The 26,595-nt window shown below is 65.6% G+C and carries 21 protein-coding genes and 1 tRNA gene; 8 read left to right on the top strand and 14 right to left on the bottom strand.

Annotated elements, in window-relative coordinates; all coding sequences use genetic code 11:
• Positions 1–32: 32 nt before the first annotated feature.
• From QQL87_RS32020 to QQL87_RS32010, 3 genes are all read right to left on the bottom strand, one after another.
• Complete coding sequence (locus QQL87_RS32020; protein ID WP_284423066.1) at positions 33–779, bottom strand: Crp/Fnr family transcriptional regulator; 747 nt, start codon at positions 777–779, stop codon at positions 33–35.
• Between the two features lie 210 nt (positions 780–989).
• A complete protein-coding gene (locus QQL87_RS32015) occupies positions 990–1,169 on the bottom strand; it encodes a response regulator (RefSeq protein ID WP_284423065.1) in 180 nt (59 codons plus the stop codon).
• A gap of 1 nt (position 1,170) precedes the next feature.
• Positions 1,171–1,365 (bottom strand): hypothetical protein, encoded by a 195-nt coding sequence (locus QQL87_RS32010; protein WP_284423064.1) that lies wholly within the window; start codon positions 1,363–1,365, stop codon positions 1,171–1,173.
• Between the two features lie 215 nt (positions 1,366–1,580).
• Here QQL87_RS32010 and QQL87_RS32005 point away from each other — a divergent pair, with 215 nt between their 5' ends.
• The gene (locus tag QQL87_RS32005) at positions 1,581–2,921 is read left to right on the top strand and encodes a sensor histidine kinase (protein ID WP_349817339.1); all 1,341 of its coding nucleotides are present in this window, start codon (positions 1,581–1,583) and stop codon (positions 2,919–2,921) included.
• Positions 2,922–4,254: 1,333 nt separating this feature from the next.
• On the opposite strand, the gene QQL87_RS32000 is transcribed toward QQL87_RS32005, so the two are convergent.
• The 3 genes from QQL87_RS32000 to QQL87_RS31990 are packed head-to-tail and all read right to left on the bottom strand — an operon-like array spanning position 4,255 to position 7,525.
• Positions 4,255–4,800 (bottom strand): hypothetical protein, encoded by a 546-nt coding sequence (locus tag QQL87_RS32000; protein ID WP_284423062.1) that lies wholly within the window; start codon positions 4,798–4,800, stop codon positions 4,255–4,257.
• Positions 4,797–6,392, bottom strand: a complete 1,596-nt coding sequence (locus QQL87_RS31995; RefSeq protein ID WP_284423061.1) for a DHA2 family efflux MFS transporter permease subunit — start codon at positions 6,390–6,392, stop codon at positions 4,797–4,799. Before QQL87_RS31995 ends, QQL87_RS32000 begins: the two co-directional genes overlap by 4 nt.
• Positions 6,389–7,525: an HlyD family secretion protein gene (locus tag QQL87_RS31990; protein WP_284423060.1), complete on the bottom strand. Its 1,137-nt coding sequence runs from the start codon at positions 7,523–7,525 to the stop codon at positions 6,389–6,391. The genes QQL87_RS31995 and QQL87_RS31990 overlap by 4 nt, the downstream gene beginning before the upstream one ends.
• A gap of 112 nt (positions 7,526–7,637) precedes the next feature.
• Here QQL87_RS31990 and QQL87_RS31985 point away from each other — a divergent pair, with 112 nt between their 5' ends.
• Positions 7,638–8,345 carry a CerR family C-terminal domain-containing protein gene (locus QQL87_RS31985; protein ID WP_284423059.1) on the top strand — a complete coding sequence of 236 codons (708 nt, stop codon included), beginning with the start codon at positions 7,638–7,640 and terminating at the stop codon, positions 8,343–8,345.
• 634 nt (positions 8,346–8,979) lie between these two features.
• Here QQL87_RS31985 and QQL87_RS31980 read toward each other — a convergent pair.
• Positions 8,980–11,220 carry a xanthine dehydrogenase family protein molybdopterin-binding subunit gene (locus QQL87_RS31980; protein ID WP_284423058.1) on the bottom strand — a complete coding sequence of 747 codons (2,241 nt, stop codon included), beginning with the start codon at positions 11,218–11,220 and terminating at the stop codon, positions 8,980–8,982.
• 2 nt (positions 11,221–11,222) lie between these two features.
• Entirely contained in the window at positions 11,223–11,681 is a 459-nt protein-coding gene (locus QQL87_RS31975; protein WP_284423057.1) for a (2Fe-2S)-binding protein, read from the bottom strand.
• 162 nt (positions 11,682–11,843) lie between these two features.
• Between QQL87_RS31975 and QQL87_RS31970 the strand changes: the two genes are divergently transcribed.
• The gene (locus QQL87_RS31970; RefSeq protein ID WP_284423056.1) at positions 11,844–12,923 is read left to right on the top strand and encodes an AraC family transcriptional regulator; all 1,080 of its coding nucleotides are present in this window, start codon (positions 11,844–11,846) and stop codon (positions 12,921–12,923) included.
• Positions 12,924–13,084: 161 nt separating this feature from the next.
• Here the strand turns inward: QQL87_RS31970 and QQL87_RS31965 are convergent, their stop codons facing one another.
• Together QQL87_RS31965 and QQL87_RS31960 are read right to left on the bottom strand one after the other, a co-directional pair.
• On the bottom strand, positions 13,085–13,408 hold the full coding sequence (locus QQL87_RS31965; protein WP_284423055.1) for an Arm DNA-binding domain-containing protein: 324 nt from the start codon (positions 13,406–13,408) through the stop codon (positions 13,085–13,087).
• Positions 13,409–13,572: 164 nt separating this feature from the next.
• A tRNA-Ser gene (locus tag QQL87_RS31960) sits at positions 13,573–13,662 on the bottom strand.
• 258 nt (positions 13,663–13,920) lie between these two features.
• On the opposite strand from QQL87_RS31960, the gene QQL87_RS31955 reads away from it, so the two are divergent.
• Positions 13,921–14,235: a hypothetical protein gene (locus QQL87_RS31955; protein ID WP_284423103.1), complete on the top strand. Its 315-nt coding sequence runs from the start codon at positions 13,921–13,923 to the stop codon at positions 14,233–14,235.
• Between the two features lie 32 nt (positions 14,236–14,267).
• Here QQL87_RS31955 and QQL87_RS31950 read toward each other — a convergent pair whose 3' ends face one another.
• The 4 genes from QQL87_RS31950 to QQL87_RS31935 form a co-directional block, all read right to left on the bottom strand.
• Positions 14,268–15,731 (bottom strand): trehalose-6-phosphate synthase, encoded by a 1,464-nt coding sequence (locus tag QQL87_RS31950; protein WP_284423054.1) that lies wholly within the window; start codon positions 15,729–15,731, stop codon positions 14,268–14,270.
• Positions 15,732–15,944: 213 nt separating this feature from the next.
• Complete coding sequence (gene otsB, locus QQL87_RS31945; RefSeq protein ID WP_284423053.1) at positions 15,945–16,769, bottom strand: trehalose-phosphatase; 825 nt, start codon at positions 16,767–16,769, stop codon at positions 15,945–15,947.
• Between the two features lie 3 nt (positions 16,770–16,772).
• A complete protein-coding gene (locus QQL87_RS31940; protein ID WP_284423052.1) occupies positions 16,773–18,290 on the bottom strand; it encodes an MFS transporter in 1,518 nt (505 codons plus the stop codon).
• Between the two features lie 405 nt (positions 18,291–18,695).
• Complete coding sequence (locus QQL87_RS31935; protein WP_284423102.1) at positions 18,696–20,735, bottom strand: methyl-accepting chemotaxis protein; 2,040 nt, start codon at positions 20,733–20,735, stop codon at positions 18,696–18,698.
• A 318-nt stretch (positions 20,736–21,053) separates the two neighbouring features.
• Here QQL87_RS31935 and QQL87_RS31930 point away from each other — a divergent pair, with 318 nt between their 5' ends.
• The 4 genes from QQL87_RS31930 (at position 21,054) to QQL87_RS31915 (ending at position 26,438) form a co-directional block, all read left to right on the top strand.
• A complete protein-coding gene (locus tag QQL87_RS31930) occupies positions 21,054–21,539 on the top strand; it encodes a (2Fe-2S)-binding protein (RefSeq protein WP_284423051.1) in 486 nt (161 codons plus the stop codon).
• 120 nt (positions 21,540–21,659) lie between these two features.
• Positions 21,660–23,999, top strand: a complete 2,340-nt coding sequence (locus QQL87_RS31925) for a xanthine dehydrogenase family protein molybdopterin-binding subunit (protein WP_284423050.1) — start codon at positions 21,660–21,662, stop codon at positions 23,997–23,999.
• 128 nt (positions 24,000–24,127) lie between these two features.
• Positions 24,128–24,928 (top strand): FAD binding domain-containing protein, encoded by an 801-nt coding sequence (locus QQL87_RS31920; RefSeq protein ID WP_284423049.1) that lies wholly within the window; start codon positions 24,128–24,130, stop codon positions 24,926–24,928.
• 397 nt (positions 24,929–25,325) lie between these two features.
• Positions 25,326–26,438, top strand: a complete 1,113-nt coding sequence (locus tag QQL87_RS31915; RefSeq protein WP_284423048.1) for a CaiB/BaiF CoA transferase family protein — start codon at positions 25,326–25,328, stop codon at positions 26,436–26,438.
• Positions 26,439–26,595: the final 157 nt, after the last annotated feature.

Raw genomic sequence — 26,595 nt, 5'->3', positions numbered from 1 at the left:
TTTCCGAGACGGCCGCCGCGTGCGGGCTCGGATCATTCCGACCGACTATGCAGCGCCGTCGCAGGCGGCTTGAGGAACGCATCGAACCGCTCCTTGACGATCGCGTAGCACTCGCACGACGTCGCTTCCAATGCCGCCCGATCGACGACCTGGATGGTGCCCCGGCGATAGCTGATGAGGCCGGCTGCCTGCATCGATTGGGCCGCAAGCGTCACGGACTTGCGGTGGGACCCCAGGATCTGCGACAGGAACTCATGGGTGTAGGGGAGAGACTCCCCCTCGGCACGGTCATGCATCATCAGAAGCCACCGGCACATGCGCTCTTGCGTCGAATGCATGGCGTTGCAGGCGACGGTCTGCTGAACCTGTGACAGCAAGGTCTCGGAGTAGCTGACGAGAAGATTTCGGACCCGGCCGCTGGCATCGAACTCATGCTGCAGCAACTCGATAGGACAACGGACGGTGTGCCCCTCCAGCTGCACGATGCACCGATTGAAGGACACCCTGCTGTACATCGCGGCAAACAGGCCAAAAGCCCCTTCACGACCGATGTTGGCGGTCTCGATGGCCGCACCGTTTTCCAGCACTGTCAGCAGCGACAGCACCGACCCTCTGGGAAAGTAGGCATGCCTGAGCTGGCCGCCGGCCTCGCACACCACGGCACCCAGCTTGAAATCGATGGCTTCGAGATGCGGTTCGATTCGGCTTCTGCTGTCCGGCGGCAGGGCGTCGAGCAATTGATTGTTGCGCAGATCCTGGTCGGTTTGCGCTTTGATCATCCGAGCTGTGCCAATCGACCCTCAAGTGCTGGAAAGCGCGCGGCAAGTTACAAAGCGCTGCCCATGATGACGCCGCCTGAGTCTCGTGCACGCTTTGCACCAGAGAAGCTGAGCAGAATTGCACAGCTGGCTTTTCCGCCGAGCGCCAGCTGTGGCGGACCGCGTGCGCCAATTCCAGCCCGTCGATGTCACCGGGCATGTTGATGTCGGTCAACAGGGCTGCAATGTCCGCTCTCGCTCCGAGCAGGTCCAGAGCCTCCTGGCGTTCCCGGCCTGCAGCACCAGAAAGCCGGCGCTCTCGACCGATTGGACCGCGAGGTCGCGCAGCAATTCGTCGTCCGCGACGATCAGGACGAGCGCAAAGGCCCCGCTCGGCAACCGAACGGCCATATCATTCATCGACGCGATCTGAACTCGGCGGCTCGGTCTCCGGACCCTGGGCGGCCCGCTCGGTCCAGAAGGTCGCCATCCGCTCGCAATGAGCCTGGACGTCCGGATCACGGGTCTCTTGGGCGAGCTGCGTGAAATCCGACGCCAATCGAAGACATTCGCGGCTATATTCGAGGTCGCTGGCGGAATGAGACACGACATATCCTCTCGACTGGATACATCTGTCACACAGCCCGCAACGTGCTGTCGGTGGTCCATGCCACGAAGCGGCACAAAAAGCCGCCAAACGACGAACCGTTCGACATTTCCTCCAACGACCATCCAAGATCGGCCCGGTCGTCCGCCGCTCCGCGACGGATCGCCCCACGGTGCGGGCATCGCACCCGATGTCCTGTTTTGCTCAGACTCCGAATGGCGATTGCCGCAGGCTCGGCCCTGGGATGCACAGGGCGGCGGGGCGTGGATCGTCAGGCTGCGTCCCCAGCCTGGAGCATCATCATCATGCTGAGAACATTGGACGAAACGGCGCCGTTCCCGATCTTTCTGCGGCGGGCGGGCGTTCGCAACGAACTGCGCTATCGACTCAAGCAGCAGTCGCTGCTTGCCGAATTCAGCCGCGCCGCGCTGCAGTCCCGGGACCTCCAGATCATTCTCCAGCGCGCCACCGAACTCTGCGCCGAAGGCCTCGATGCTCCCTTCGCGGCGGCCATGGAGTTCGCTCCGGACGTGCGGCGCCTGATCGTCCGCGCGGGGGTGGGGTGGGCACCGAACACGATCGACCATGCATCGTTGCCGACGGACGCCGGTTCGCCGGCCGGATATGCCTTCCAAAACGGTCAAACCGTCATCTGCAACGATCTGTCGTCGGAACCCCGCTTCCAGCGTCTGCGCGTGCTCGCAGACCACGGCATCCAGCGATCGATCAACGTCCCGATCAAGCGCGGTGCGAACGGCAGCGCATTCTTTGGCGTACTCGAAGTCGACAGTCCGGAACCCGGGCGCTTCGACGAGGCCGACGCCACCTTCCTCGCCGGCTTCGCCGGGCTCGTTGGAATCGCAGTCGAGCGTCACAACGCTGATGCGCGGCTGCAGGAAGCTTTCGACTATCAGGCGATGCTGACACGCGAAATGAGCCACCGCGTCAAGAACAGTCTCTCCTCTGTCGTCGCGATGCTCCACATTCAATCGCGCAGCACACAATCGGATGATGTCAGGCGCGGGCTCCAAGAGGCGGGATCACGCGTCGCGACCATCGCCCAGGTCCATGATCATCTTTCTCGCGGCACGCGGCTCGGCTTCATCGACCTCGCCGTCTTCATGGACGATTTCTGCAGCAGAATGCATGGCGCAGCGGGAACGAATGTCCTGTGTTGCCATGCCGACGCGATCCAGCTGTCAGCCGATCATGCCCTTCCCCTGGGCCTTCTGATCAACGAGCTCGTCACCAATGCGGTCAAACACGCCTATCCCGGTGGTCACGGCGCGATCGACGTCTCGGCGCACGAAACGAATGGATGCCTGCACGTTGAGGTCTCCGACCACGGCATCGGCCTCCCGGCGGGCTTCGACATCGATCAGCCGCGCGCGAGCCTGGGATTTCGGATCATCAAGGGGCTGGTGCGGCAGCTCCGCAGCCATTTGACGATCCTGTCGAATACGCCAAGCGGGACGCGCTTCCTGTTCGAGCTGCCACTCACCTCAGGCGAGGGAGCGCCAACGCCGAACAAGGCCACACCGACCGCGCCGGTCTGATCAAAGCTTCTTCATTGACCATCTTCCGTTTGCCGAGCTGTCCCGCTGTCCGACCAATAGCTCGACGCGACATCGCGAGGCCTGCGCTCAGCGCCGGACTAGCAGCCTCGCGGTCGCCCGACCCTTCCAAGCCAATGCATTCGCCGGCGCTGCTCGCAGACGACGCAAGATGCACGACGTCGCGTCAGCCTGATAATGGTGCGGACCGATCAACCGTATGGTCGGCCCCGGCCCTTTCCGGCAAGATTGTCACGGCGGTCGATGAGCCCGCGATGTCCCGTGTATTGCGGACCGCCTCTGCCAGCATCTCGCGCAGCTCAGCCTTCGTTCTGGGAGGAGCCCGCGTGGTGGATGGTTGCCAGTTTGCCATAGAGCCTTATGTGGGGACTCTCGAGGTCGAATGCCCGGCCGGACGTGATCGTGGCGAAAATCCCGACACGCCGCGGCCAGGACGCAACCGACGCTCGACGAAGCCTATCGATGCCGCATCAATCGATCCGAAGCAATCGCCGGAACCAATACGGCCCTGGACGCTTGATCAGAACGACCGGATGCGATTTCCCCATAGCATCCGATGAAGGGCGGTCCCAGCTCCCCCGGTTGGGGCCGTCTTCGTTCGCCGGCGCTTTTCCATCATCCGTTGCCTCGATCTGGGCCTTCGCAGATTCGTCGGGCGTCGCTCGGAGGGCGCTCTTCAACGGATGACCGCCGCCGAACAGCCCGCTCCATGAAGCTGTCCTTGTGCGCAACAACGATGCGTTCGCGACCGTCCCGATGGACCCCGATCGTGCAACTCTCGTCGTCACGGCCTGTCGTGTGACCGACCGAGCCGCCGAGATGTCCATCAATCTGCCGCAGCATCAGATTGCCGGAGGCCGAAATGCTCGACTGATCAATATTGCTCAGTCATGTCCGGTGAGAATGCTCACCATGTGCGCGCCTTCCGCTTTTCAAGCTGAACCGGAGATGGATGATGGATGGTCCAATCACGTTTCGGTGCCCCCAAACGGGGGCTGACGTGGACGCCTTCGTCCAACAGCCGAAGGGCCTCTCGCGATTCGAGACCGTGAACTGCCCGGCCTGCATGAGATTTCATTTCATCGACGGCATGACTGGCGCGGTGCTTCCTCCGACCTTGTTGGGCCCGGCAAACTGGACGCCCTGACAGGACCATGACGAGAGCGAGGGCGCCCGGTTACACGAGCGTCTTGGCGCGACGACCAGTGATAGCAACCAGGATCCCCGGCAGCAGGACAACGCACCGACCGAGGCGTTGCCGCTTCAGTGGCCCCAAGGTTGGACCATCTTTCGGCAGACGGGGGATCGGACCCGGCTAAATCACCCGCACCTTGTTCGGATTGCGGGCGGGATCGCGCCAGAACGCGTCGTTCTCGTATTTGCGCCAGAGATCGCCGGGCAGCACCGTCTTGCGGCCCGCGGCCTCGGCGCGGCGGCCGACCTTGTGCAGGCCGGGCGTGCCGAGCCTGCGGTCGAACTCCTCGGCGTCGAACTCGATGTTGTCGAAATCATGCGCGAACGGCTTCTCGCTGATGAAGTCGTAGACTGCGGCGATCGCCTGCTGGGGTCGCTGCGTCAGCGTCTCATAGGTGAGCGCCAGCAGGCAGTCGGCCTGCTCGCCGCAGAACGCCTCGCGCAGCGCATTCCAGGCGAAGCCGACCATGCCGTTGGGCGCGGCCAACCCGTCGACGCGCGAATACACCGTGCCGCCCGGCTCGAAGCTGAAGATGCCCGACGGCTGGTACTTGTTCCTGCGGATCAGCCGCTCGACCGAGTCGAGGATCCAGGGAATGTCGCGCACGCAGCAGATCACCGTGGCGCGCGGAGACAGCTCGGTCAGCTCAGCCGGCGACGCTCTCAATGCCCTCCTCCCATCGCTGTGCCGGCCTTCGGCGCGCGCAGCAGCAGCACGACCGGGATGATCGCGATCAGGCAGATGCCGAGCAGACAGAAAGCGTCGTCGTAGGTCATCACCAGCGCCTGCTTCTCGATCAGGCCGGAGAGTTGTGCGATGGCGCGTAGCCGCGCCGTCATCGCATCGATGCCCTGAGCGACGCCATCGGCCGCAAGCCGCGCCTGCCCGAGCAGGGAATTGGCGCTGATCGCCTCGCGGATGGTGTCGGAGTGCAAGGCGCTGCGCTGGTCGATGAAGACGCCGCACAACGCGAGCCCGATCGAGCCGCCGAGGTTGCGGGCCATGTTGTAGATGCCGGCGCCGTCAGCCGCGTTCTCGCGCCCGATCGCCGCCATCGAAGCCTGGTTGAGCGGCATCATGGTCAGGATCTGGCCGACACCGCGCATCAGCTGCGACAGCGTGAAATCGCTGCCATCGCTGTCGGGACCGAGATGGATGTCGGTGAAGCAGCTCGCGGCGAAGCATGCCAGGCCAAGCGCCACCATCAGACGGGTATCGAGCCGGCCAAGAATGCGTGGCAGAACCGGCATCAGCACGAACACGGGGATCGCCGCCAGCGCCATGATGCCGCCGGCCTGGCGCGGATTGTAGCCGGCGATGCTGGCGAGGAACTGCGGCACGACGAAGGTCGTGCCGTACACAGCCGCGCCAACCACCAGCGTGATCAAGGTGGCGCTGGCGAAGGCGCTGCTCCGCAGCAGGGCCAGCTTGATGACCGGATCGGGGCTGGTCTTTTGCGCAGCCGCCATCGCGATGAAGCCGGCGAGCGCGACGAGGCTGAGATCGATGATCATGGACGATTCGAACCAGCGCTCGCGCTGCCCTTCCTCCAGCACGACAGTCAGGCAGCCGAAGGCGATCGCCATGCCGATGATGCCGAGCCAATCGGCCTTCGCCACAAGGCCAAGATCTGCCTTTTGCACCGGAAGCCCGAGGGTCAGCAGCGTAACCAGCGCGATGCCGACGGGCAGGTTGAGGAAGAAGCACCAGCGCCAGGAGATCTCTTCGGCGAGATAGCCGCCGATCACGGGACCGAGCACCGGGCCAAGCAGCACGATGACGCCGAAGATGCTCATGCCGATCGGCATCTGCCGCGGCGGCAGCCGGGTGCGGACGATGACCTGCGCGGTCGGGATCAGCGCACCCCCGAAGAAGCCTTGCCCGGCGCGGCCGAGGATCATCTCGAGCAGGCCGTGGCTGAGGCCGCACAGCATCGAGAACAGCACGAAGGCGATCGTCGTGGTCAGCAGCAGGCGCCGCAGGCCGAGCACGCGGGTCAGCCACGCCGTCAACGGGATCATGACGACCTCGGCCACCAGATAGCCGGTGCCGATCCAGGTGCCTTCGGTGCCGCTGGCGCCGACCTCGCCCTGGATCTGCGGCAGCGCCGTGTTGGTGATGGAGATATCGAGCGTGGCCATCAATGCGCCGAGGGCACCGGCGACCACTGCGATCCAGTCGACCAGGGCCGCGCTGTCGTCGGCCGGCTTCGCGGCAAGGCTGCCAGCCGGATCCCGGCTGTCCCCGGCTGCGCTCATCGGGCGACCTCGGCGGCACGCAGCACCGGCGCGGCCTTTGTGTCGACGGAGACCTCGATCGACAGGCCCGGCACGAACGCCGGCGCGGCATTTTCCGGCGCGTTCACGCGGATACGGACCGGCACGCGCTGCACGATCTTGGTGAAGTTGCCGGTGGCATTCTCGGGCGGCAGCAGCGCGAACCGGGCGCCGGTGCCGGGTGCAAAGCTCTCGACCGTCCCGGTCAGCGCGAGGTCCGGATAGGCATCGACGCTGATGTGCGCCAGCTGGCCTGGACGCATGCGCTGCACTTGCGTCTCCTTGAAATTGGCCACCAGGTACAGCTGCTGCGTCGGAACGACGGTGAGCAGCCGCGTGCCCGGCTGCGCAAACTGGCCGAGCTGCACGGTGCGGTCGCCGACCCGGCCAGCGATCGGGCTCTTCAGCACGGTGTCGTTGAGGTCGATCTCGGCCTGGCTGAGACTCTCCTTTGCCGCATCGAGTTGCGCCCTCGCCTGCGCCAGTTGCGCCCTCAACGTCGCGACCTTCTGGCGCGCGGCATCGAGAACGGCCTGCTTGAGGCTCACGGTCGACCGCGCCTGCGTCAGCGCGCTCTCGGTCTGCTCGTTCTTCTGCTGGGTGGCGAATCCCCGAACCGCCAGCGCGGCCGCGCGCTCGAACTCCTTGTCGGCGAGATTGGAGTTCGCCTGCGCCGCCGTCACGTCGGCCTGCGCCTGTGCGATCACGGCGTCCTGCTGGCTCAGATCCGCCTCGCTCTTGGCGACATCGGCCTCGCGCGCATCGACCGTCGCCTTGGCCTGCCGCACCGTCATCTCGTAGCGGCGCGCATCGATCTTCAGGAGCGGCTGCCCGGCCGCGACGTCCTCATTGTCCTTCACATAGATCTCGGCGATCTGGCCGGACACGCGGGGCGCCATCGCGACCTGGTCGGCGCGCAGATAGGCGTTGTTGGTGCTCTCGATGTAGCGCCCGACCATGTACCAATAACGCCCGTAGGCGCCGCCACTGGCCACTGCAAGGGCCGCGAGCACGCCCAACAGGATGCGCGAGCGGCTGCGCTTGCGCGGCGCTGCTGCGGTTTCGGCGCCACCCCGCGGCCCGCCGTCAGCGTTCTTCAGGACCGCCACGCTCATGCGCCCATCTCCAATTTATTCCACTTGTAACATTTATTCCATTCGATAAAAATGTGTCAACTGGAATATTTTCGATGCCGTGCTATGAGGGAGAACCTTGGAGAGAGGGGCAATGACAGGCGCCAGACGGAAGACGGACAGCGGCTACGCACGCGGCGAGGAAACGCGGGCGCGGATCATCCAGGTCGCATTGGCGCTATTCGGGGAGCACGGCTTCGACGGCGTCTCGACCCGCGACATTGCGGCCCAGGCCGGCGTGCCGGCGCCGTCGTTGCAATATTATTTCGACAACAAGGAAGGCCTCTACGCAGCCTGCATCGCCGACGTCCAGGCCTCGGCGATGAACGCGGTAGGCCCCGCGCTGGACAACCTCGAACGGCTGCTCGCGTCCGAGGCGAGCGACAATCAACTCATCGACGGCTATTGCGCGGTGCTGGAAAGCTTTGCCGACTTCCTATTCGCCTCCCCCGATGCGGCCCGGCGCGCACTTTTCATCAAGCGCCGCATCATGCCGATGAAATCCGCGCTGATGCCCAGGGAGCAATGGGCGAAGGGCCCGGGAGCCCGCCTGCACAATTGCTGCATCGGCATTATCGCCCGCCTGTCGGGCGGGTCGACGTCGGAGGAAGAAAGCCGGATGACGGCCGTGGCCATCAACGGCCAATTGCTGACATTCCATTTCTCACGCGACCACCTCGACTATGTCCTCGGCTACGACGAGATCACGGGTGACCGGCTCGCCATGCTCAAACGAATCGTTCGCCGACAGACCACGCTGGTATTCAAGGGACTCAAGCGGCCTTCCAAGCCTCAACGGTAGGCCAAGGCAGACAAACCTTCGCCCGGCGGTGGGATGGAAGGGACTGCGCTCGACAATCACCCAGCATCGGCACCAAGCCGGCCAAGTGCAGGACCATTTCAGCTGGAACGGGCGAAGGGAATCGAACCGTCGCATGCAGCTTGGCCGCGAACGCTGGACTGGCGGAGAGAGTGACCACCACATCTGAAAGCCCAAATTGCTGAAATTCAGACCTCATTTTTCTTGTCTTTCCATCCAGTACCCTGATTCCGGTGTACGAGGTCGCATCCTTGAGATGGTGCGGATTTCGTTCGGGTTATCTCCGTGTTGAGCCCTCCTTCGGCTTCGGTGGTTGCGGGAAGGCGCGACCACCGATGCCGACATTCGGTGGCGGTGGCGATCTGACGCGAGTTTCGACGCCGCAGTCGGTCGACCAGCATGTCGAGCGCTCAGTGGGTCGGAACATGCCGTGCGTTGTTGCTCGTCGCCCGAACTTTCGGTGCTGCCACGAACCGGCAGCAATGCTCGCTCTTCGGGCGCCACCTTGCGACAGAGCAAGGGCTGCTGCGCAGCAGCCTGTGGCTTTTTGAGTTCGAACTCCACTGGCGACAGGCAGCCAAGTGGCAGGAAATAAGGCATGACGTTGCGTCTGCCGTCAGACAAAGTCGATGTGCTTGCTCAGGGGGAGTTCGCGGATACGCTTTCCGGTGGCATTGAAGATCGCGTTGGCCAGCGCCGGGGCCGCGGGCGGCACGCCGGTTTCGCCCACGCCTCGGATCGTGCCGCCGCTCTCCAGCACCTCGACCACAATCTGCGGCGCCTGCTGTATGCGCAGCACCTGGTAGCTGTCGAAGTTGGTCTGGTTGGCGGCCCCCTTGGCGAAGGTGATCTCGCCATAGAGCGCAGCGCTGAGCCCGAAGATCACGCCCGATTGCTGTTGCGCTTCGATGTTGCGCGGGTCCAGCGCCGTGCCCACGTCAACGGCGACGAACACCTTGTCGATCTTCACGCCCTGCTTGCTCGTCGTGATCTCGATCACCTGGGCCACCGGCACCCCGCGGCACATATGGAAGGCCACTCCCCGGCCGCGGCCGGCGGCCAATTGCTGGCCCCAGCCCGATTTGGCCGCCACTGCCGACAACACCTTGCGCGACGGCTCGTGGCTGAGCAGCGCCAGGCGCATGTTCATCGGGTCGGCGCCGGCTTGCGCGGCCAGCTCGTCGATGAAACTCTCGATGAAGAAGCCGTTGTACGAATTGCCCACCGAGCGCGCGTAGCTTACCGGGCGGCCGGCCGGCGTGCGGTAGGCCGTGGCGCGGTAGTTGGCGATGGCGTAGGGCTGGTCGAAGGCTCCTTCGATGATTAGTTTGTCCGGGCCCAGGGCCGGCAGCCCCAAGCGGCCAAGGTTCGACTCGGCCACCGACGGCGAGGCCACCTGCACGTCGAGCGCAAGCACCTGCTTCGCGGCCGTCGTGCCGCGGAAATGTGCCACGGCCGCTGGGCGGTAGAAGTCCAGCGTCATGTCTTCTTCGCGGCGCCACGTCATCTTCACCGGCTTGCCGGCCATGGCCACGGCCAGCTTCACGGCCTGCACCACGTAGTCCGACTCGAGGCGCCGGCCAAAGCCACCGCCCATCAGCGTGGTATGCAAGCGCACCTTGGTTGCGTCGAGGCCTGCAATCTTGGCCGCCTGGTCACGCGCCGCCGTGGGGTTCTGCACGCCGGCCCAGATGTCGAGCTGGCCGTCATGCAGAAACGCAACGGCGTTCATCGGCTCCATCGTCGCGTGTGCCAGGAAGGGAACGCGGTACTCCGCCTCGAGCCGCGTCCCCTCGGCCAGTGACTTGTCGACGCTCCCGTCGTCGCGCAGCCGGCTGTCGCGGTTCTCCTCGCTCATCGAGGCAACGATGCTATCCATCATTGCCGTCGTGCTGGCCGGGTAGCCGGGCCCCGCCCAGTTGCACTGCACCGCCTGCGCCGCCTGGAAAGCGCGCCAGGTGTTGTCCGCAATGACGGCGATACCGCCGCGCAGGTCGACCACGTTCAACACGCCGCGCATCGCCTTGGCGGCGGTGGCGTCGAAGCTGACGAGCCTAGCGCCAATCGCCGGATTCATGCGCACGGTGGCAAACACCATGTCGGGTAACCGCACGTCGATGCCGAAGGTTGCCGTGCCCGTGCATTTGGCCACCATGTCGACCCGCGGCATCGACTTGCCGAGGTAGCGCCACTGCTCGCGCGGCTTCAGCGGCGGGCTGGCCGGCAGGTCGATCGCGGCCGCTGCCGGCGCCAATTCCAGGTAAGTCAGGCGCCGGCCATCGGGGGCAAGCACGCTGCCATTTTCGGTCTTCAGTTGCGCCGCCGGCAGACCGAGCTTCTGCGCCGCGGCTGCAACCAGCGCGAACCGCGCCGCCGCGCCGGCGATCCGCATCCGATCGAACAGGTCCTCGATGCTGGAGGATCCGCCGGTAATCTGCATGGGCATCAGCTTGGCCATCACGCCCAGGGCGCCGCGCATGGCTTCGGCCGCATTGCCGTGGTCCAGGTCGGCAAACGGGACGTTGTGTTGCACCAGGGCGCGGTTGTAGTAGGCCGCGCCCGGCGGGCCGTGTTCGACGCGGATGCTGTCCCACGCCACGTCCAGTTCTTCGGCGACAAGCGCCGCGAGCGTGGTGTGGTTGCCTTGGCCCATCTCGGCGCGCGGGGTGATCAGCGTCACGCCCTGGCCATCGATGCGCACATGGGGCGTGAGTGCGGTGGCGCCCTGTGGCAGGTCGTCCAGCAGCGGATTGGGTGCTACCTGCTTGACCTTGTAGACGCCGAAGGCGACGCCGCCGGCGACGGCAGCCGAGCCGATCAGGAACGCACGGCGAGCGATCGTTGCAAGCTTGCCCATGGTCACGCTCCCCGGATGCGCTTGGCGGCGTCGTGGACGGCCGCGCGAATGCGCGGATAGGCACCGCAGCGGCAGAGGTTGCCCGACATGGCTTCGTCGATGTCGGCGTCGGTGGGCGCTGGGTTCGTCTTCAGCAGAGCCGCAGCGCTCATGATCTGGCCGGACTGGCAGTAGCCGCACTGAGCGACCTGGCGCTCGACCCAGGCGGCCTGCACCGCGTGCAAGGTGGCCGGCGTGCCGAGGCCCTCGATCGTGGTGACGACACCGCTGACGGAGCCGACCGGCGTCACGCACGAGCGCACCGCTGTACCGTCCACATGGACGGTGTACGCGCCGCACTGCGCAATGCCACAGCCGAACTTGGTACCAGGCAGGTCCAGTTCATCCCGGAGCACCCACAGCAGGGGCATCTCGGGCTCGACATTGATCTCGTGGGACGTCCCGTTGACGGTCAGCTTCATGTTGCTTGCTCTGCAGGTGCAATGAAGCCACTGTACTGACGGCTTTGCGTGCGAGCACTCGCTGAGGGCGCCAGAATGGCCGCCAAACGCGCCAACGAGCCCTCGCGTGCGTGGCGCGATCCGCCACCTATATTGGCGCGATGCGTAAACGAGATCCTACCCATGAAATCCGCGCGTACTGACGACCTGACGGCCCCCAACGACCGCCTCGTGCACGCCCGTACCTTCCCGGTCTGGCCCGCCTGGAAGGCGCTGCTCCAGGACGCCGGGCTGAGTGGCGCCAACGTCCTGCGCCGGGCGGGCTTGCCCGGAGATCTATTGTCACTTGAAGGCATGCGGCTCGATTCCGCGACCTACTACCGGCTCTGGGAGGCCATCGATGAAGAGGCCGGGGATGCGGCCGGCCCCACGCCGTTGCGCTTTGCGCAGAAGATGTCGACCGACTGGTTCAATCCGGAACTCTTCGTCGCCTTGTGCAGCGAAGACATGAACAATGCGCTGGAGCGCCTCGCCAAATACAAGAGCGGACCGATGGCGATGAAGGTCGAGCACAATGCTTGGCGCACCAATGTCGCGCTGGAGTTCCTCGACCGCACGCCGAGCCCGCCGCGCGTGCTCATGGCGTTCAAGCTGGTGTTCTTGGTGCAGCTCGCACGCCTGGCCACGCGCAGCCCGATTGACCCACTCCGCATCGGATGGCCGGTCTCCGATCTGTCGGCCAGCGATGCGGGCGCCTACGCCACATGGTTCGGCGTTTCGGTGGAAGACCTGCCGGAGCCCACCATCGTGTTTGCGCAGGACGACATGCAGCGTCCCTTCCTCACGGCGAACCATGGCATGTGGAAGTTCTTCGAACCGGTCCTGCGCCAGCGCCTGGCCGAACTGGAGAAACACGCGACCACCGTCGAACGCCTGCGCAGTGCTCTGCTGGAGGCTCTGCCCGCAGGCGAATTGTCCATGGCGGCCATATGCAGAAGGCTTGGCATCAGCACGCGCACCCTGCAGCGCAGGTTGCGCGAGGAAGGGAGCACTTTTCAGCAGACGCTCGACGCCGTACGCAATTCACTTGCGCATCACTACCTGCACAATTCGTCACTCTCCAGCACGGAGATATCCTTCCTGCTCGGCTTCGAGGATCCCAACTCCTTCGTGCGAGCATTCCAGACATGGACCGGATCGACGCCGCAGACAGTCCGATTGGCCCACGCGAACGGCCGTGGCGCGTCGAGCCGTCAGGCTTGACGCTTGTCGGACATGCATCCGCGGCGCGCTGTCATGACGGGCCTCCTTGCCGCCGTGCCCGCTGGCTTGCGGCACTTGACCGATCTCGAGCGAGGCTGTCCCGCGCCGGCATCTGGCCGCTGAGCGGCGGCTATGTTGCGGGCAATCGCTGAGCCGGTGCGTCAGCGTCTTGCCCATCGCCACCAATAGACAGCCAGCACCGTTGCGATGCCGTAGGCCGCCAATGCAGAGCCGGTCACGCCCGGCATGCTGCGGTCGCCCCTGACGCGAAGGGGCGCCGCATCACGTGCGAGCTGGGCCTCTTTGAGCGAGAGATCCTTGAGCGAGCCCAGGCCGAGCCAGCGCTGCTTGCCGTTCTTCCAGTATCGGTAGCTCCAGTTCTTCGATGTCGCGCTCGCGACGACCAGGTAGAGAGCGCCGCCGTCCGGGTGCTTCCCGGGCAGCGTTTCGCGCTCGACGTGGAGCGGCTTGAGCTTGCCGGCCATGTGTTCTCCCTCGCGAAAATCCGACCTCCGAACCCACGGGCGTAACCTACGGTCTGCGTGGTGACTGGGGGTAACATCGCGGAACTAGCCGCGACAGCCTTCGTCACGCAAAGCGTTGGTTTTGCTGTCGATTCGTACAATCGGATACAGAGGAGAACAATTTCTGGCGGAGAGAGTGGGATTCGAACCCACGGTACGGTTTCCCGCACACACGCTTTCCAAGCGTGCGCCTTAAGCCACTCGGCCATCTCTCCGGCGGCCCTCTCTTGGCGGGGTCGGCGGCGTTTTGCAAGACGGGTGGCGCCTTCCGGGGCAAATTTCCTCCAAACTGCTGATGAAAATCACCAATCTGACGTCACGGCAGGCCGATTCGGAGCGGTTGCCGGGGCTTGCGGAGAGGCCGGTGAACCGCCCGGCCGGGCGGCACGACCACTGATTTGCGCCCGCCGCTCGGCGGCGACCCACGAGAGAGCTGTGCCATGCCCCCATTCGCGCCTGCCCGCCTCGCCATCATGCTGACGGTCATCCTTGGCAGCCTTGCCGCAGCCGGCGCCGCTCGCGCCGATCAGTGCACCCGGCAGGGCGTCGACGTCACCTGCGACGACGGCCGCAAGGGCATCTGGCAGGGCGACGCCATCCTGTGGCCGGACGGCACCAGGTCCAGCCTCAAGCCGCACCCGTCCGTCATCGTCGGCAACAAGGCCTCGGTCGTGGTCGGGCCCGGCGTGTTCGTCGGCCAGGGCAACGGCATGGTCCCGATGGACAATCCGAGCTCGCCGAACAAGCTGCGCTGTGCCGTGCTGGAGGGCGTGTCGTACTGCCACTGATCCACGGCGGCGCTGGACGCGGCGCGGGCGCCCTAATGATAGCGCGCCCCCGGTGAAGCCAGCCGGCTGCTCAGAAATCCCGCCGGCGCGGCCGGCAGGGGCTCGGTCTCGGCGGCATCCTGCGCACCGTCGTCCTGCAGCGCCTCGATGAAGTCGGCAAACCACTGCTGGATCGAATGGCGGCGCAGCTTCGTCATCAGGATCTGGTGCCGCATGCGTCGCTCGTTGAGCGGCATCGCCAGCGCCATCGCGATCGTGCGCGCCATGCCGTCGATGTCGTGCGGATTGACCAGCAGCGCCGCATCGAGCTCCTGGGCGGCGCCGGCGAATTTCGACAGCACGAGCACGCCGGGATCGACCGCGCTCTGGGCGGCCACATATTCCTTCGCCACCAGATTCATGCCGTCGTGCAGCGGCGTCACGACGCCGACCTGCGCGCTGCGATAGAGACCTGCGAGCACACCTTGGCCATAGCCCTTGTTGAGGTAGCGGATCGGCGTCCAGTCGACCTCGCCGTGGCGGCCGTTGACGTCGCTGACGAGACGCGCCACCTCGCTCTGAAGATTGCCATAGGCCTCGATCGATTCGCGCGACGGCGTTGCGATCTGCAGCAGCGACACCGCGCGCAGCAGCGCCGGATGCATCGTCCACATCCGATCGAAGGCGTTGATGCGGTTGACGAGCCCCTTGGAATAATCGAGCCGGTCGACACCGATCGCGAGCTTCTCACCGTGCAGGCTGCGGCGCAGCCGCGACACGTCGGGGTGCGATGCCGCCTTGGCGGCGGCGACGGCGAACTTGTCGGCGTCGATGCCGATCGGGAACACCGCCAGCCGCGTGCGGCCATGACGCGATTTGACGACGCCGTCACGCACCTGAAGGGCGAGATCGGAACGCAGACAGGCGATGAAGTTCTCGCGATCGTCCTCGGTCTGAAACCCGATGAGATCGTAGGCGAGCATGGCGGTCACGAGATCGCTGTGATTCGGCACGCTGTCGATGACGCTGCGCGAGGGCCATGGCGTGTGCAGGAAGAACCCGATCGGACTCTTGATACCGAGCGCGCGCAGCTCCGCACCGAGCGACAGGAAATGATAGTCCTGGATCCAGAACAGCGTATCCGGCTTGTGGAACCGCAGCAGCGCGCGCGCCACGAAGGCGTTGACCTCGCGATAGGAGCGATAGTCGTCATGCGAGACGCTGATCAGATCGCTGCGCGAATGCAAAGCCGGCCACAGCGCGGAATTGGCGAAGCCTTCATAATAGCCGGCATAATGCGCCGCCGGCAGATCCAGCAGCGCCAGCGCGCCTTGTCCGAGTTGTTCGATCTGCGCAATCGGTTCCGTCTGTGCGCCATCCCGCACACGGCCCGACGAACCTACCCACACTGCCCCAGAGTTCTCAACAACGGGCAGCAAGGCTGCCGCAAGTCCGCCGGTCATTGGCTCGTTGGCCTTGCCACGCGCCACCCGATTCGAAACCACGACGAGGTTCACAGCTCCCCTCCTGTTGGTCATATCGGTTAACAGCTGTTCATCAATATGGTTCCAGGCCACCCTTTCAACCAATTGAAACCAAATTCGGGCGGCCGCGCGGTGTAATCACAGCGTCGCGCAAGCCAGAGCATTTCTAATCAATGACAATGCGTCCAAGCTGCGACTGCCGCGCTGATGGAACTATCAACGGAACTACCAGCGACGGAGCCGTGATTACCTGCTCGACGTCGAATTAGTTCCAGATCCTGCAAGCTGCGCCAGGAAGGCGCGCACGTCGTCCGGTGCGTCGAAATGTCCGTCGACTCCGAGCGCGCGGCGGCCAACCGAGAACGACAGGCCGGCAAAGTCCGGCATGATCGCGAACACGGTTTCATCGGTGACATCGTCGCCGATGAAGAGCGGCTTGCGTCCCACGAACGGCTCCCGCTGCATCAGTTCGCGCACGCCGCTCGCCTTGGTGAAGCCGGCATGCTTGATCTCGCAGACGCATTTGCCGGGCAGCACCTCGATCGCCGCGCCCGGCAGCTCGGCGCGGATGTGCGACACCTCCTCGTAGATCGCCTGCTCCGCCTGCGGCGCGAGACGATAGTGCAGCGCCAGCGAATAGCCCTTGTCCTCGACCAGAATGCCCGGGCTCAGTCTCGCGATCGCCGCCAGCCTGCGCTTGATCTCCTTGTCCAGCGGCGGCGCCTTGACGGCATTCGCCTCGTTGCCGCCGGCGAGCCGCATCTCCGCGCCGTGGCCGCCGATGGCGGGATAGATCTCGGGCGCGAAGATCAGATCGATGTCGTTGAGCGAGCGGCCGGAGACCAGCGCCAGCGCGCCCGAGGTCCGCTGCAGCAGAAGCTTCAGCGTCTCGGCGAGGCCCGGCGGCACCCACACCTCGCGCGGCGTCGGCGCGAGATCGAGCAGCGTGCCGTCGATGTCGAGCAGGATCGCGACCTCGCGCAGATGCGGCACCAGGCTCGCAGGCGCCGGAACGATGTCGGCGGGCTGCGACAGGACGGGCACGGTCAGGTCGGAATGCTCGGACATCATCAACTACTCCATTGCGGCGAGCGGGCGCGCGACCTGCTCGAGCGATTTGCGCTCGGCTGCAACAGCATAACGCCAGGCGACGAGTGCTGCCACGCCCATCAGCGCCGCGCCGAACAGATAGCCGGCAAACACGGCGCTGCGTGCGCCGCTGTCGAGCAGGACACCAAACAGCGCCGGTCCCGCAACGCCGCCGATGCCGGTGCCGATCGCGTAGAACAGCGCGATCGCGAGCGCCCGCACCTCGAGCGGAAAATTCTCCGACACGGTGAGATAGGCGGCGCTTGCCGCGGGCGAGGCAAAGAAGAAGATCACCATCCAGGCCGCAGTCTGCGTCTCGGCGCTCAGCGCGCCGATCGAGAACAGATAGCCGGTGATCGCGAGCAGCACGCCGGAGGCGCTATAGGTGAAGGTGATCATCGTGCGGCGGCCGAGCGTGTCGAACAGGCGGCCGAGCAGCAGCGGGCCCAGCACGTTGCCGGCGGCGAACGGCAGGATGTACCAGCCGACATGGTCGGACTTGATGCCGTAGAAGTCGGTCAGCACCAGCGCGAAGGTGAAGAAAATGGCGTTGTAGAAGAACGCCTGCGCGATCATCAAGGTGAGGCCGACCAGGGAGCGCTGGCGGTAGACCGAGAACAGCGTGTGCGCCACCTCTCGCAACGGGGTGTGGTCGCGCATGCGCAGGCGCATCGTCGGTAATTCCCTGGCGCGCGCCTCACGGTCGTGTCCGGTGACGTCGCGTTCGATCTCGGTGACGATCCGATGCGCCTGTTCGGGGCGGCCGTGAATCATCAGCCAGCGCGGGCTTTCCGGAATCCACATCCGCATCACCAGCACGACGAGACCGAGACAGGCGCCGATGCCGTAAGCCAGCCGCCAGCCGACATCAGGGCCTGCGACCTCGGGATCGAGCAGCACGATGGCGCCGACCGCGCCAAGCGCCGCGCCCAGCCAGAAGCTGCCGTTGATCATCAGGTCGGTCCAGCCACGGTAGCGTGCCGGAACCAGCTCCTGGATGGTCGAGTTGATCGCGGTGTACTCGCCGCCGATTCCGGCGCCGGTGAGGAAGCGAAACAGCGCGTAGGTCGCGACGTTCCACGACAGAGCGGTCGCCGCGGTCGCGGACAGATACAGCGCGAGCGTGATGAAGAACAGCTTTCTGCGGCCGATGCGGTCCGTGAGCCAGCCGAAGCCGAGCGCGCCGAGCACGGCGCCGGCGAGATAGGCGCTGTTGGCAAGACCGATATCGAGGTTGGAGAAGTGCAGGCTCGGGCTCTGCTTCAGCGCGCCCGACAAGGCACCGGCGAGCGTTACCTCCAGCCCGTCGAGCACCCAGGTGATGCCCAGCGCCAGCACGACGCGGGTGTGGAACGGACTCCAGCGGAGATCGTCGAGCCGGGCGGGAATGTTGGTCTCGATGATGCGGCTCTCGTCGGCCAGCGGCTCGCGCGGAACCTTGCCGGATTGTGGCGACGAGGTGATCACGCGGAGATTGGGGAATGATGCCTGCCGGGGTGCCATGGAATCCCATTACGACGGCGCGAGACGGCACAGTCAGCTTGACCGGAGAGGATGAAGCAAATGCGGCAGCGATGTCCTGCCGCTGCGACCCAACGTCTCGGCGGGCGCGGGGTTCCGGCAGCGGGTGAGGGAACCCGCGACGCCTCCTGCTCGGCCTAAAAGGCTCGTGGGACCCGGGTGGGCGCCCCATTTTCACACGTCGTCCCGGGCAAGCGAGCAAAGCGAGCGCGACCCGGGATCCATACCGCGTGATGTAAGATTGGGCCCCACGACGAATACCACCCGCCCTACGCTCGGCACGGCGTATGGATCCCGGCGTTCGCCGGGACGACAGCGGAGGGTTTGGCCGCGAGCTCGCAAACGCATTTGCCAGTCGATTGAGGAAAGCCGAACCGCAGCGCCCTCTCACGCCGCGCGGATGTTCGCCATGAAGCGGTTGAGCTCCTCGCGCAGCCTTGCGCTCTCCGACGACAGCGACTGGGCCGAGCGCAGCACCGCCTCCGAGGCGTTCCCGGTCTGGGTCGCGCCGCGATTGACCTCGGTGATGTCGGTGGCCGCGGCCTGCGTGCCCGCGGACACGCTCTGCACGTTCCTGGCGATCTCCTGGGTCGCCCCGCCCTGCTGCTCGACCGCGGTCGCGATCGACGAGGCGATGGTCGAGATCTGGCGGATCGTGCCGCCGATCTGCTTGATCGCCGTGACCGACTCCTGGGTGGCGGCCTGCATGCCGGAGATGTGGTTGGAGATGTCGTCGGTCGCCTTGGCGGTCTGCTCGGCCAGCGACTTGACCTCCGAGGCGACGACCGCGAAGCCGCGGCCGGCATCGCCGGCCCGCGCCGCCTCGATGGTCGCATTCAGCGCCAGCAGATTGGTCTGCTCGGCGATGGCGGTGATCAGCTTGACGACGTCGCCGATCTCCTGCGCCGCACGCGACAGCTTGCCGATGCGCCCGTCGGTCTCCTCGGCCTGCGACACCGCCGATTCGGCGATCCGATTGGACTCGCGGACCTGGCGGCCGATCTCGTTGACCGACGCCGACAGCTCGTCGGTCGCACTGGCGACGGACTGAATGCGGCCCGTCGCCTGGTCGGAGGTGCCGCTGACACGGCTCGCCAGCGACTGCGTGGTTTCCGCGGTGCGGGTCAAGGTCGAGGCGGCATGTTCGAGCTGCTCGGCAGAGGTCGAGACATTCGAGACGATCGAGCCGACGGCCGTCTCGAACTCGTTGGCGAAACGAATCAGCTCGGCCCGGCGGGCTTCGCCGGCCGCCTTGTTCTGGGCGTCCTGTGTCGCCGCGTCTCGCTCGGCCTTGGCAACCGCTTGAACCTTGAACTCCTCGACGGCCGCCGCCATCTCCCCGATCTCGTCGGCACGGCCGAGGCCGGGCAGCCTGACGTCAAAATTGCCGGACGCGAGCTCGCGCATCGCCTTGCACATCGAGATCATCGGTTTGGAAATGCCGTTGCCGAGCATCAGGGCCAACGCCGCGCCCAGCGCAAGACCGCCGACGGCCAGGATCGCGATCAACCGCTCGATCTCGGCAATGGTGGCATTGGTGGACGCCTCGATGCGCTGCTGGTCGGCCGCGAGATCGGACCGCAGCCCGTTCGAGAGGGCGAGGATCTCGGTGGCCGCGCTGCCCATGTCCTGCACCAGCTTCGCCAGCGCCTTGGAATTGTCCGAGAACTTGATGAAGGCGGCGCGATACTGCTTGATCAGGTCACCGAGCTCGGTGACGCGCTGCGTGATTTTCTCGTCATTGGCATAGATCGTGACCAGCGACGTCTCGAGGAATCGCGTCCTGGCAATGGCGCCGTCCGCCGTCTTGGGGTCCGGCTTGGCCAGGAAGGTGCCGACCAGGGCAGAGGCGGTGAGATACTGGCCGGTCAGGTCCTTGGCAGTGGTCTGCACCGTCGGCAGGCCCGCCAGCGCGGCCGTATCGGCGAGGTCGTCGAACTTGAAGCGGATCTTGTTGCCGATGATTCCGATCTGGTCGGTTGCCAGCTTGGCATTGTCACGAGTCAGGGCGACGATGTCGGAGAAGATCTTGGCGAAGGTCTGAAACTGCGCCTGAAGCTTGCCGAGCTGCGCCCGCCGGTCGGCCGCGCTGGTCGCCGCCATCGATTTGTCGATCGCGGCCTGCAATGACTGCTGGGCGGCGGTCGCGGCCGCCTCGTCCTCCGGCTTGCCGGTCAATGCAAAATAGCGGGCGAGCGCCTGGTACGAGATGAGCTCCCGATCGATCGCCCTGGCCGTGTCGGCCTCGGTCACGCTCACCCGATAGGACGCCACGGCAGCGGCGACCTTCTCGAAGCCGACATAGGCGAAGCCGATGCTGGCAGCCGAGATGGCCAGAACGACCGCAAAACCGAGAAAGATCTTGGCGCGGAAGCGAAGGGTCAGAAAATTGCCACGCCGCGACTGCGGCGCCAGATGCGCAGACATTCCCACCCCCGAAACGCCAGTCTTTATATGAGCCAGGATATGAGCCAAGCCATCCGGCCCGGCGACCACCCACCGGGCCGTGATCAAAACTACGTCACAATGGCTAAGGGGCGGTAAATGGCGCGCATCGGCACACCGCCTGCCGTCGGTGCTGCTGCCGGCGATGCGCCGGCGCACGCACGACACCGTCAGATGCGACCGAATCGCCGATGCCGCGCGCAAGACGTCGCAATGACAGCCGAGACGAAAATTCGAGTTGCAAAGTCCTGAGGGCGCTGTTTCTAATCAGAATAAGAATAATTCATCGGGAGGTTACTCGTGTCGACAGTCAAACTGACAGTGAACGGCAAGGCGGTCTCGGTCGAGGCCGAGGATCGCACCCTGCTCGTTCACCTCTTGCGGGATCATCTGAACCTCACCGGCACCCATGTCGGCTGTGACACCAGCCAATGCGGCGCCTGCGTCGTCCATATCGACGGCCGCGCCGTGAAGTCCTGCACCGTGCTGGCCGGCCAGGCCGCCGGCGCCAACGTCACCACCATCGAAGGCATTGCCAAGGGCGACGAGCTGCACCCGATGCAGGCCGCCTTCCGCGACAATCACGGCCTGCAATGTGGCTATTGCACGCCGGGCATGATCATGTCGGCGATCGATATTGTGCACCGCCACGGAGGCGAGCTCGACGAGGCCACGGTGCGTGAGGAGCTGGAAGGCAACATCTGCCGCTGCACCGGCTATCACAACATCGTCAAGGCCGTGCTCGACGCCGCTAGCCGCATGAAGGTCGCCCAGGCTGCTGAGTAAGGCCGCCGCGTAAAGCCGCCGGATCAGCCGGCCGCAGACGTCTTTCAATCAAATACCGAGACGACCGCTGCGCGCGATGGCCGCCGCGGGACAACAGAACTCCGGTAGGGAGAGATTCGCATGGGTATGGAAGGCATTGGCGCGAGCGTCGTCCGCAAGGAAGACAAGCGTTTCATCACCGGCAAAGGCCGGTATGTCGACGACATCAAGCTTCTGGGCATGACCTATGCCCATTTCATCCGCAGCCCGCACGCCCACGCCAAGGTCAAGAGCATCGACTCCTCGGCCGCCGAGGCGATGCCGGGCGTCGTCGCGGTGCTGACCGGCAAGCAGATCGTCGACGACAAGGTCGGCAACCTGATCTGCGGCTGGGCCATCACCTCCAAGGACGGCTCGCCGATGAAGATGGGCGCATGGCCGGCGATGGCGCCGGAGACCGTGCGCTTCGTCGGCCAGGCCGTGGCCGTCGTGATCGCCGAAAGCAAGAATGTGGCGCGCGATGCCGCCGAGGCGGTCGTGGTCGAGTATGAGGAATTGCAGGCCGTCGCCGACATGCCGTCGGCGCTGAAGCCCGGCGCGCCGCAGCTGCACCCGGAAGCGCCCGGCAACGTCGTCTATGACTGGCATATCGGTGACGAGGCCGCGGTCAACGCCGCCTTCTCCAAGGCCGCCAATGTCGTCACCCTTGAACTCACCAACAACCGGCTGGCCCCCAACGCGATGGAGCCGCGAGCGGCGATCGCCGACTATGACGCCGCCGAGGAGCACTTCACGCTCTATACAACGTCGCAGAACCCGCACGTCGCCCGCCTCGTGCTGTCGGCGTTCTACAACATCGCGCCCGAGCACAAGCTGCGCGTGATCGCCCCCGACGTCGGCGGCGGCTTCGGCTCCAAGATCTTCATCTATCCGGAAGAGATGGTGGCGCTGTGGGCCTCCAAGAAGGTCGGCCGTCCGGTGAAGTGGACCGGCGACCGCACCGAGGCGTTCCTGACCGATGCCCACGGCCGCGACCACATCTCCAAGGCCGAGATGGCGTTCGACGCCGACCACAAGATCCTGGGCCTGCGGGTCAAGACCCACGCCAATTTCGGCGCCTACATGTCGCTGTTCTCGTCGTCGGTGCCGACCTATCTGTACGCGACCCTGCTTTCGGGCCAGTACAACATCCCGGCGATCTATGCCGAGGTGATGGGCGTCTACACCAACACCACGCCGGTCGATGCCTATCGTGGCGCCGGACGTCCCGAGGCGAGCTATCTGCTGGAGCGGCTGGTCGAGACCGCGGCGCGTCAGTTCAAGGTCGATCCAGCCGAGCTGCGCCGCAAGAACTTCATCACCCAGTTCCCGCACCAGACCCCGGTGATCATGGCGTACGACACCGGTGACTTCAACGCCTCGCTCGACTCGGCGATGAAGGCCATCGACTATGCCGGCTTCCCGGCCCGCAAGGCAGCCGCCAAGGCGCAGGGCAAGCTGCGCGGCATCGGCCTGTCCTGCTACATCGAGGCCTGCGGCATCGCGCCGTCGAAGGCGGTCGGCAGTCTCGGCGCCGGCGTCGGCCTGTGGGAATCGGCTGAAATCCGCGTCAACCCGGTCGGCACCATCGAGGTGCTCACGGGATCGCACAGCCACGGCCAGGGCCACGAGACCACCTTCTGCCAGCTGATCGCCGAACGCCTGGGCGTGCCGATCAGCCAGGTCTCGATCGTCCATGGCGACACCGACAAGGTGCAGTTCGGCATGGGCACCTACGGCTCGCGTTCGGCCGCCGTCGGCCTGACCGCGATCCTGAAGGCGATGGAGAAGGTCGAGGCCAAGGCCAAGAAGATCGCCGCCCATGCGCTCGAAGCCTCGGAAGGCGACATCGTCATCGAGAACGGCGAGTTCAAGGTGACCGGCACCGACAAGTCGATCGCGCTGCCGATGGTGGCGCTCGCCGCCTACACCGCGCACAATCTGCCGGACGGAATGGAGCCCGGATTGAAGGAGACCGCCTTCTACGATCCGACCAACTTCACCTTCCCGGCCGGCACCTACATCTGCGAGCTCGAGGTCGATGAGGCCACCGGCAAGACGTCGTTCGTCAACTTCGTGGCGGCGGACGATTTCGGCCGGCTGATCAACCCGATGATCGTCGAAGGTCAGGTCCATGGCGGCCTCGTCCAGGGCATCGGCCAGGCGCTGCTCGAGCACGCGATCTACGACAGCAACGGCCAGCCGGTCACGGCGTCCTTCATGGACTACGCGATGCCGCGCGCCGACGACGTGCCGTCGTTCAAGCTCAGCCACACCACGACCCTCTGCCCGGGTAATCCGCTCGGCGTGAAGGGCTGCGGCGAGGCTGGCGCGATCGGCGCATCCGCCGCCGTGATCAACGCGATCACGGATGCGATCGGCAACAACAAGCTGGAAATGCCGGCCACGCCCGACCGCGTCTGGCACGCGATCCACGGCTGATCGTCAGTCCGGGGCACGCGCTCGCGCGCCCCGGACATCGAAGCACGGTTTGAACCTCGAGAGTCCCGGGCGGCGCGCTGGAGGCGCGCTGCCCTGAGGACCTCGGACAAAAATTCAGGGAGCTTCCCATGTATGAGACGACCTATCACCGCGCCTCCTCGGTCGACGAAGCGGCGGCGCTGTTTGCCAAGGGCAGCGAAGCCAAGTTCCTTGCCGGCGGCCACACGCTGCTTCCGGTCATGAAGCAGCGCCTCGCCGGCCCGTCGGATGTGATCGACATCGGCAAGATCAAGGACCTGATCGGCGTGCAGTTGTCCGGCGACACGCTCGTGATCAAGGCGGCGACCACCTACTACGACATCATGACCAATACCGACGTGAAGAAGGCGATCCCCGCGATTTCCTACCTCACCTCGGTGCTCGGCGACCCCGCCGTGCGACACCGCGGCACCATCGGCGGCTCGATCGCCAATAACGATCCGGCCGCGGATTTCCCGGCCGCGCTGATCTCGCTCGGCGCCACCGTGAAGACCAACAAGCGGTCGATCGCGGCGGAGGATTTCTTCAAGGGCCTGTTCACGACGGCGCTCGAGGACGGTGAGATCATCACCGAAGTTGCGTTCCCGGTTCCTGAGAAGGCCGGCTACGCCAAGATGCGCCACCCGGCCTCGCGCTTCGCACTGACCGGCGTGTTCGTCACCAAAACCAAGAGCGGCGATGTCCGCGTCGCGGCCACCGGCGCGTCGCAGAGCGGCGTGATGCGCGTCTCGGCGATCGAGGCAGCGCTGAAGTCGAACTGGTCCGCCTCGGCGATCGATGGCGTGACGGTGTCGGCGGCGGGCCTGCTCAGCGACATCCATGGCTCGTCCGATTACCGCGCCAATCTGGTGAAGGTGATGGCGCAGCGCGCGGTGCAAGCTGCAGGCTGAGTGCGACGCGGATCATTCCGCAGCACGGCACGACAAATTCCACACGGCGCGCAGCGATGCGCGCCGTTTTGCTTTGCGGCATACGGCGCGCTTGCGTTGGCCTGATACAAGCGGGACAATCGCAGCTCAGGAAACGCCGAACGATCCGTCGTGGCGCTTGAATGAGGTAGGCAGCGGCCGCGCATTCCCACCCTCCCCTGAAGGGGGAGGGTCGGCTCACATGAGCGTAGCGATGTGAGCCGGGGTGGGGTGATCGATTGAAGCACCGGCCGTGGGGCATCACCCCACCCCGATCGCTTCGCGATCGACCCCCCCCCCTCCAGGGGAGGGTGTCGTGCGTAGCTGGCGTCTGTCTCATCAACTAAGCAACGCGGAACCGCAACAAGGACACAACGACGTGCTCGACAAGACCGCCCCAAAGACCGAGACCCGCGCCACCGGCCCGCTTGCCGGCTTCCGCATCGTCGAGTTCGCGGGCATCGGGCCGGGACCGTTCGCCTGCATGCTGCTGGCCGACATGGGCGCGGAGGTCGTGACGCTCGATCGCGTCGGCGCGCGCAAGACGATGAAGTCGGTCGCCGGCCGCGGCCGCAAGGTGATCGAGCTCGATCTCAAGGACAAGACGGTGATCGGCGAGGTGCTCGACCTGCTCGCCGGCGCCGATGCGCTGATTGAAGGGTTCCGCCCCGGCGTGATGGAGCGCCTCGGCCTCGGTCCCGATGTCGTGCTCGCGCGCAATCCAAGACTGGTCTACGGCCGCATGACCGGATGGGGCCAGGAGGGGCCGCTGGCGCAGGCGGCCGGCCACGACATCAACTACATCTCGATCACAGGCGCGCTCGCCGCGATCGGCCCGAAGGAGCGGCCGGTGCCGCCGCTCAACCTCGTCGGCGATTTCGGCGGCGGCGCGCTCTATCTCGTCGTCGGCGTGCTCGCAGCACTCCTGGAAGCGTCGAGATCCGGCAAGGGCCAGGTGGTGGACACGGCGATGTGCGACGGCGCGGCCTCGCTGCTCGCGATGTTCTTCGATCTCACCGCGATGGGCCGCTGGACCGAAGGGCGCGAGCGCAACTTCCTCGACGGCGGCGCGCATTTCTACGGCGTCTACGAATGCGCCTGCGGCAACTTCATCTCGATCGGCTCCATCGAGCCGCAGTTCTACGCGCTGCTGCGCCAGCATGCCGACCTCTCCGATCCCGCCTTCGAGGCGCAGATGGATCCGCGCGCCTGGCCGGCGCTGAAGGAGAAGCTGGTGACGGTGTTCAAGAGCAAGACGCGCGAGGAGTGGTGCGCCATCATGGAGGGCACCGACATCTGCTTCGCGCCGGTGCTGACGATGTCCGAAGCGCCGAAGCACGCCCACATGGCCGCCCGCGGCGTGTTCGTCGAGCGCCACGGCATCACCCAGCCTGCGCCTGCGCCGCGGTTCTCGCGCACGCCGTCGAATATCCGCGAGCCGGAGGTGGTGGAGATCGGCGCCGTGGTGAATGCGTGGAGGGCTCGCGGGTAAGCGATAGCGGCGCGGTCGTGCCGATCAAGCGCTGCCCTAATCCCGATGCCAGTGAGTTGACGACGCTCGCGCCTCACCCTCGGTGTCGTCCCCGCGAACGCGGGGAGATGGACTCACGGTTGAAGTGCAACGGTTGATTTGAGTTTTGAGAATGCCT

The sequence above is a fragment of the Bradyrhizobium sp. SSBR45G genome (assembly GCF_030159255.1).
GTDB lineage: Bacteria > Pseudomonadota > Alphaproteobacteria > Rhizobiales > Xanthobacteraceae > Bradyrhizobium.
The sequence above is the reverse complement of the archived record's forward strand: the minus strand, read 5'-3'. Positions and strand labels throughout refer to the sequence as shown.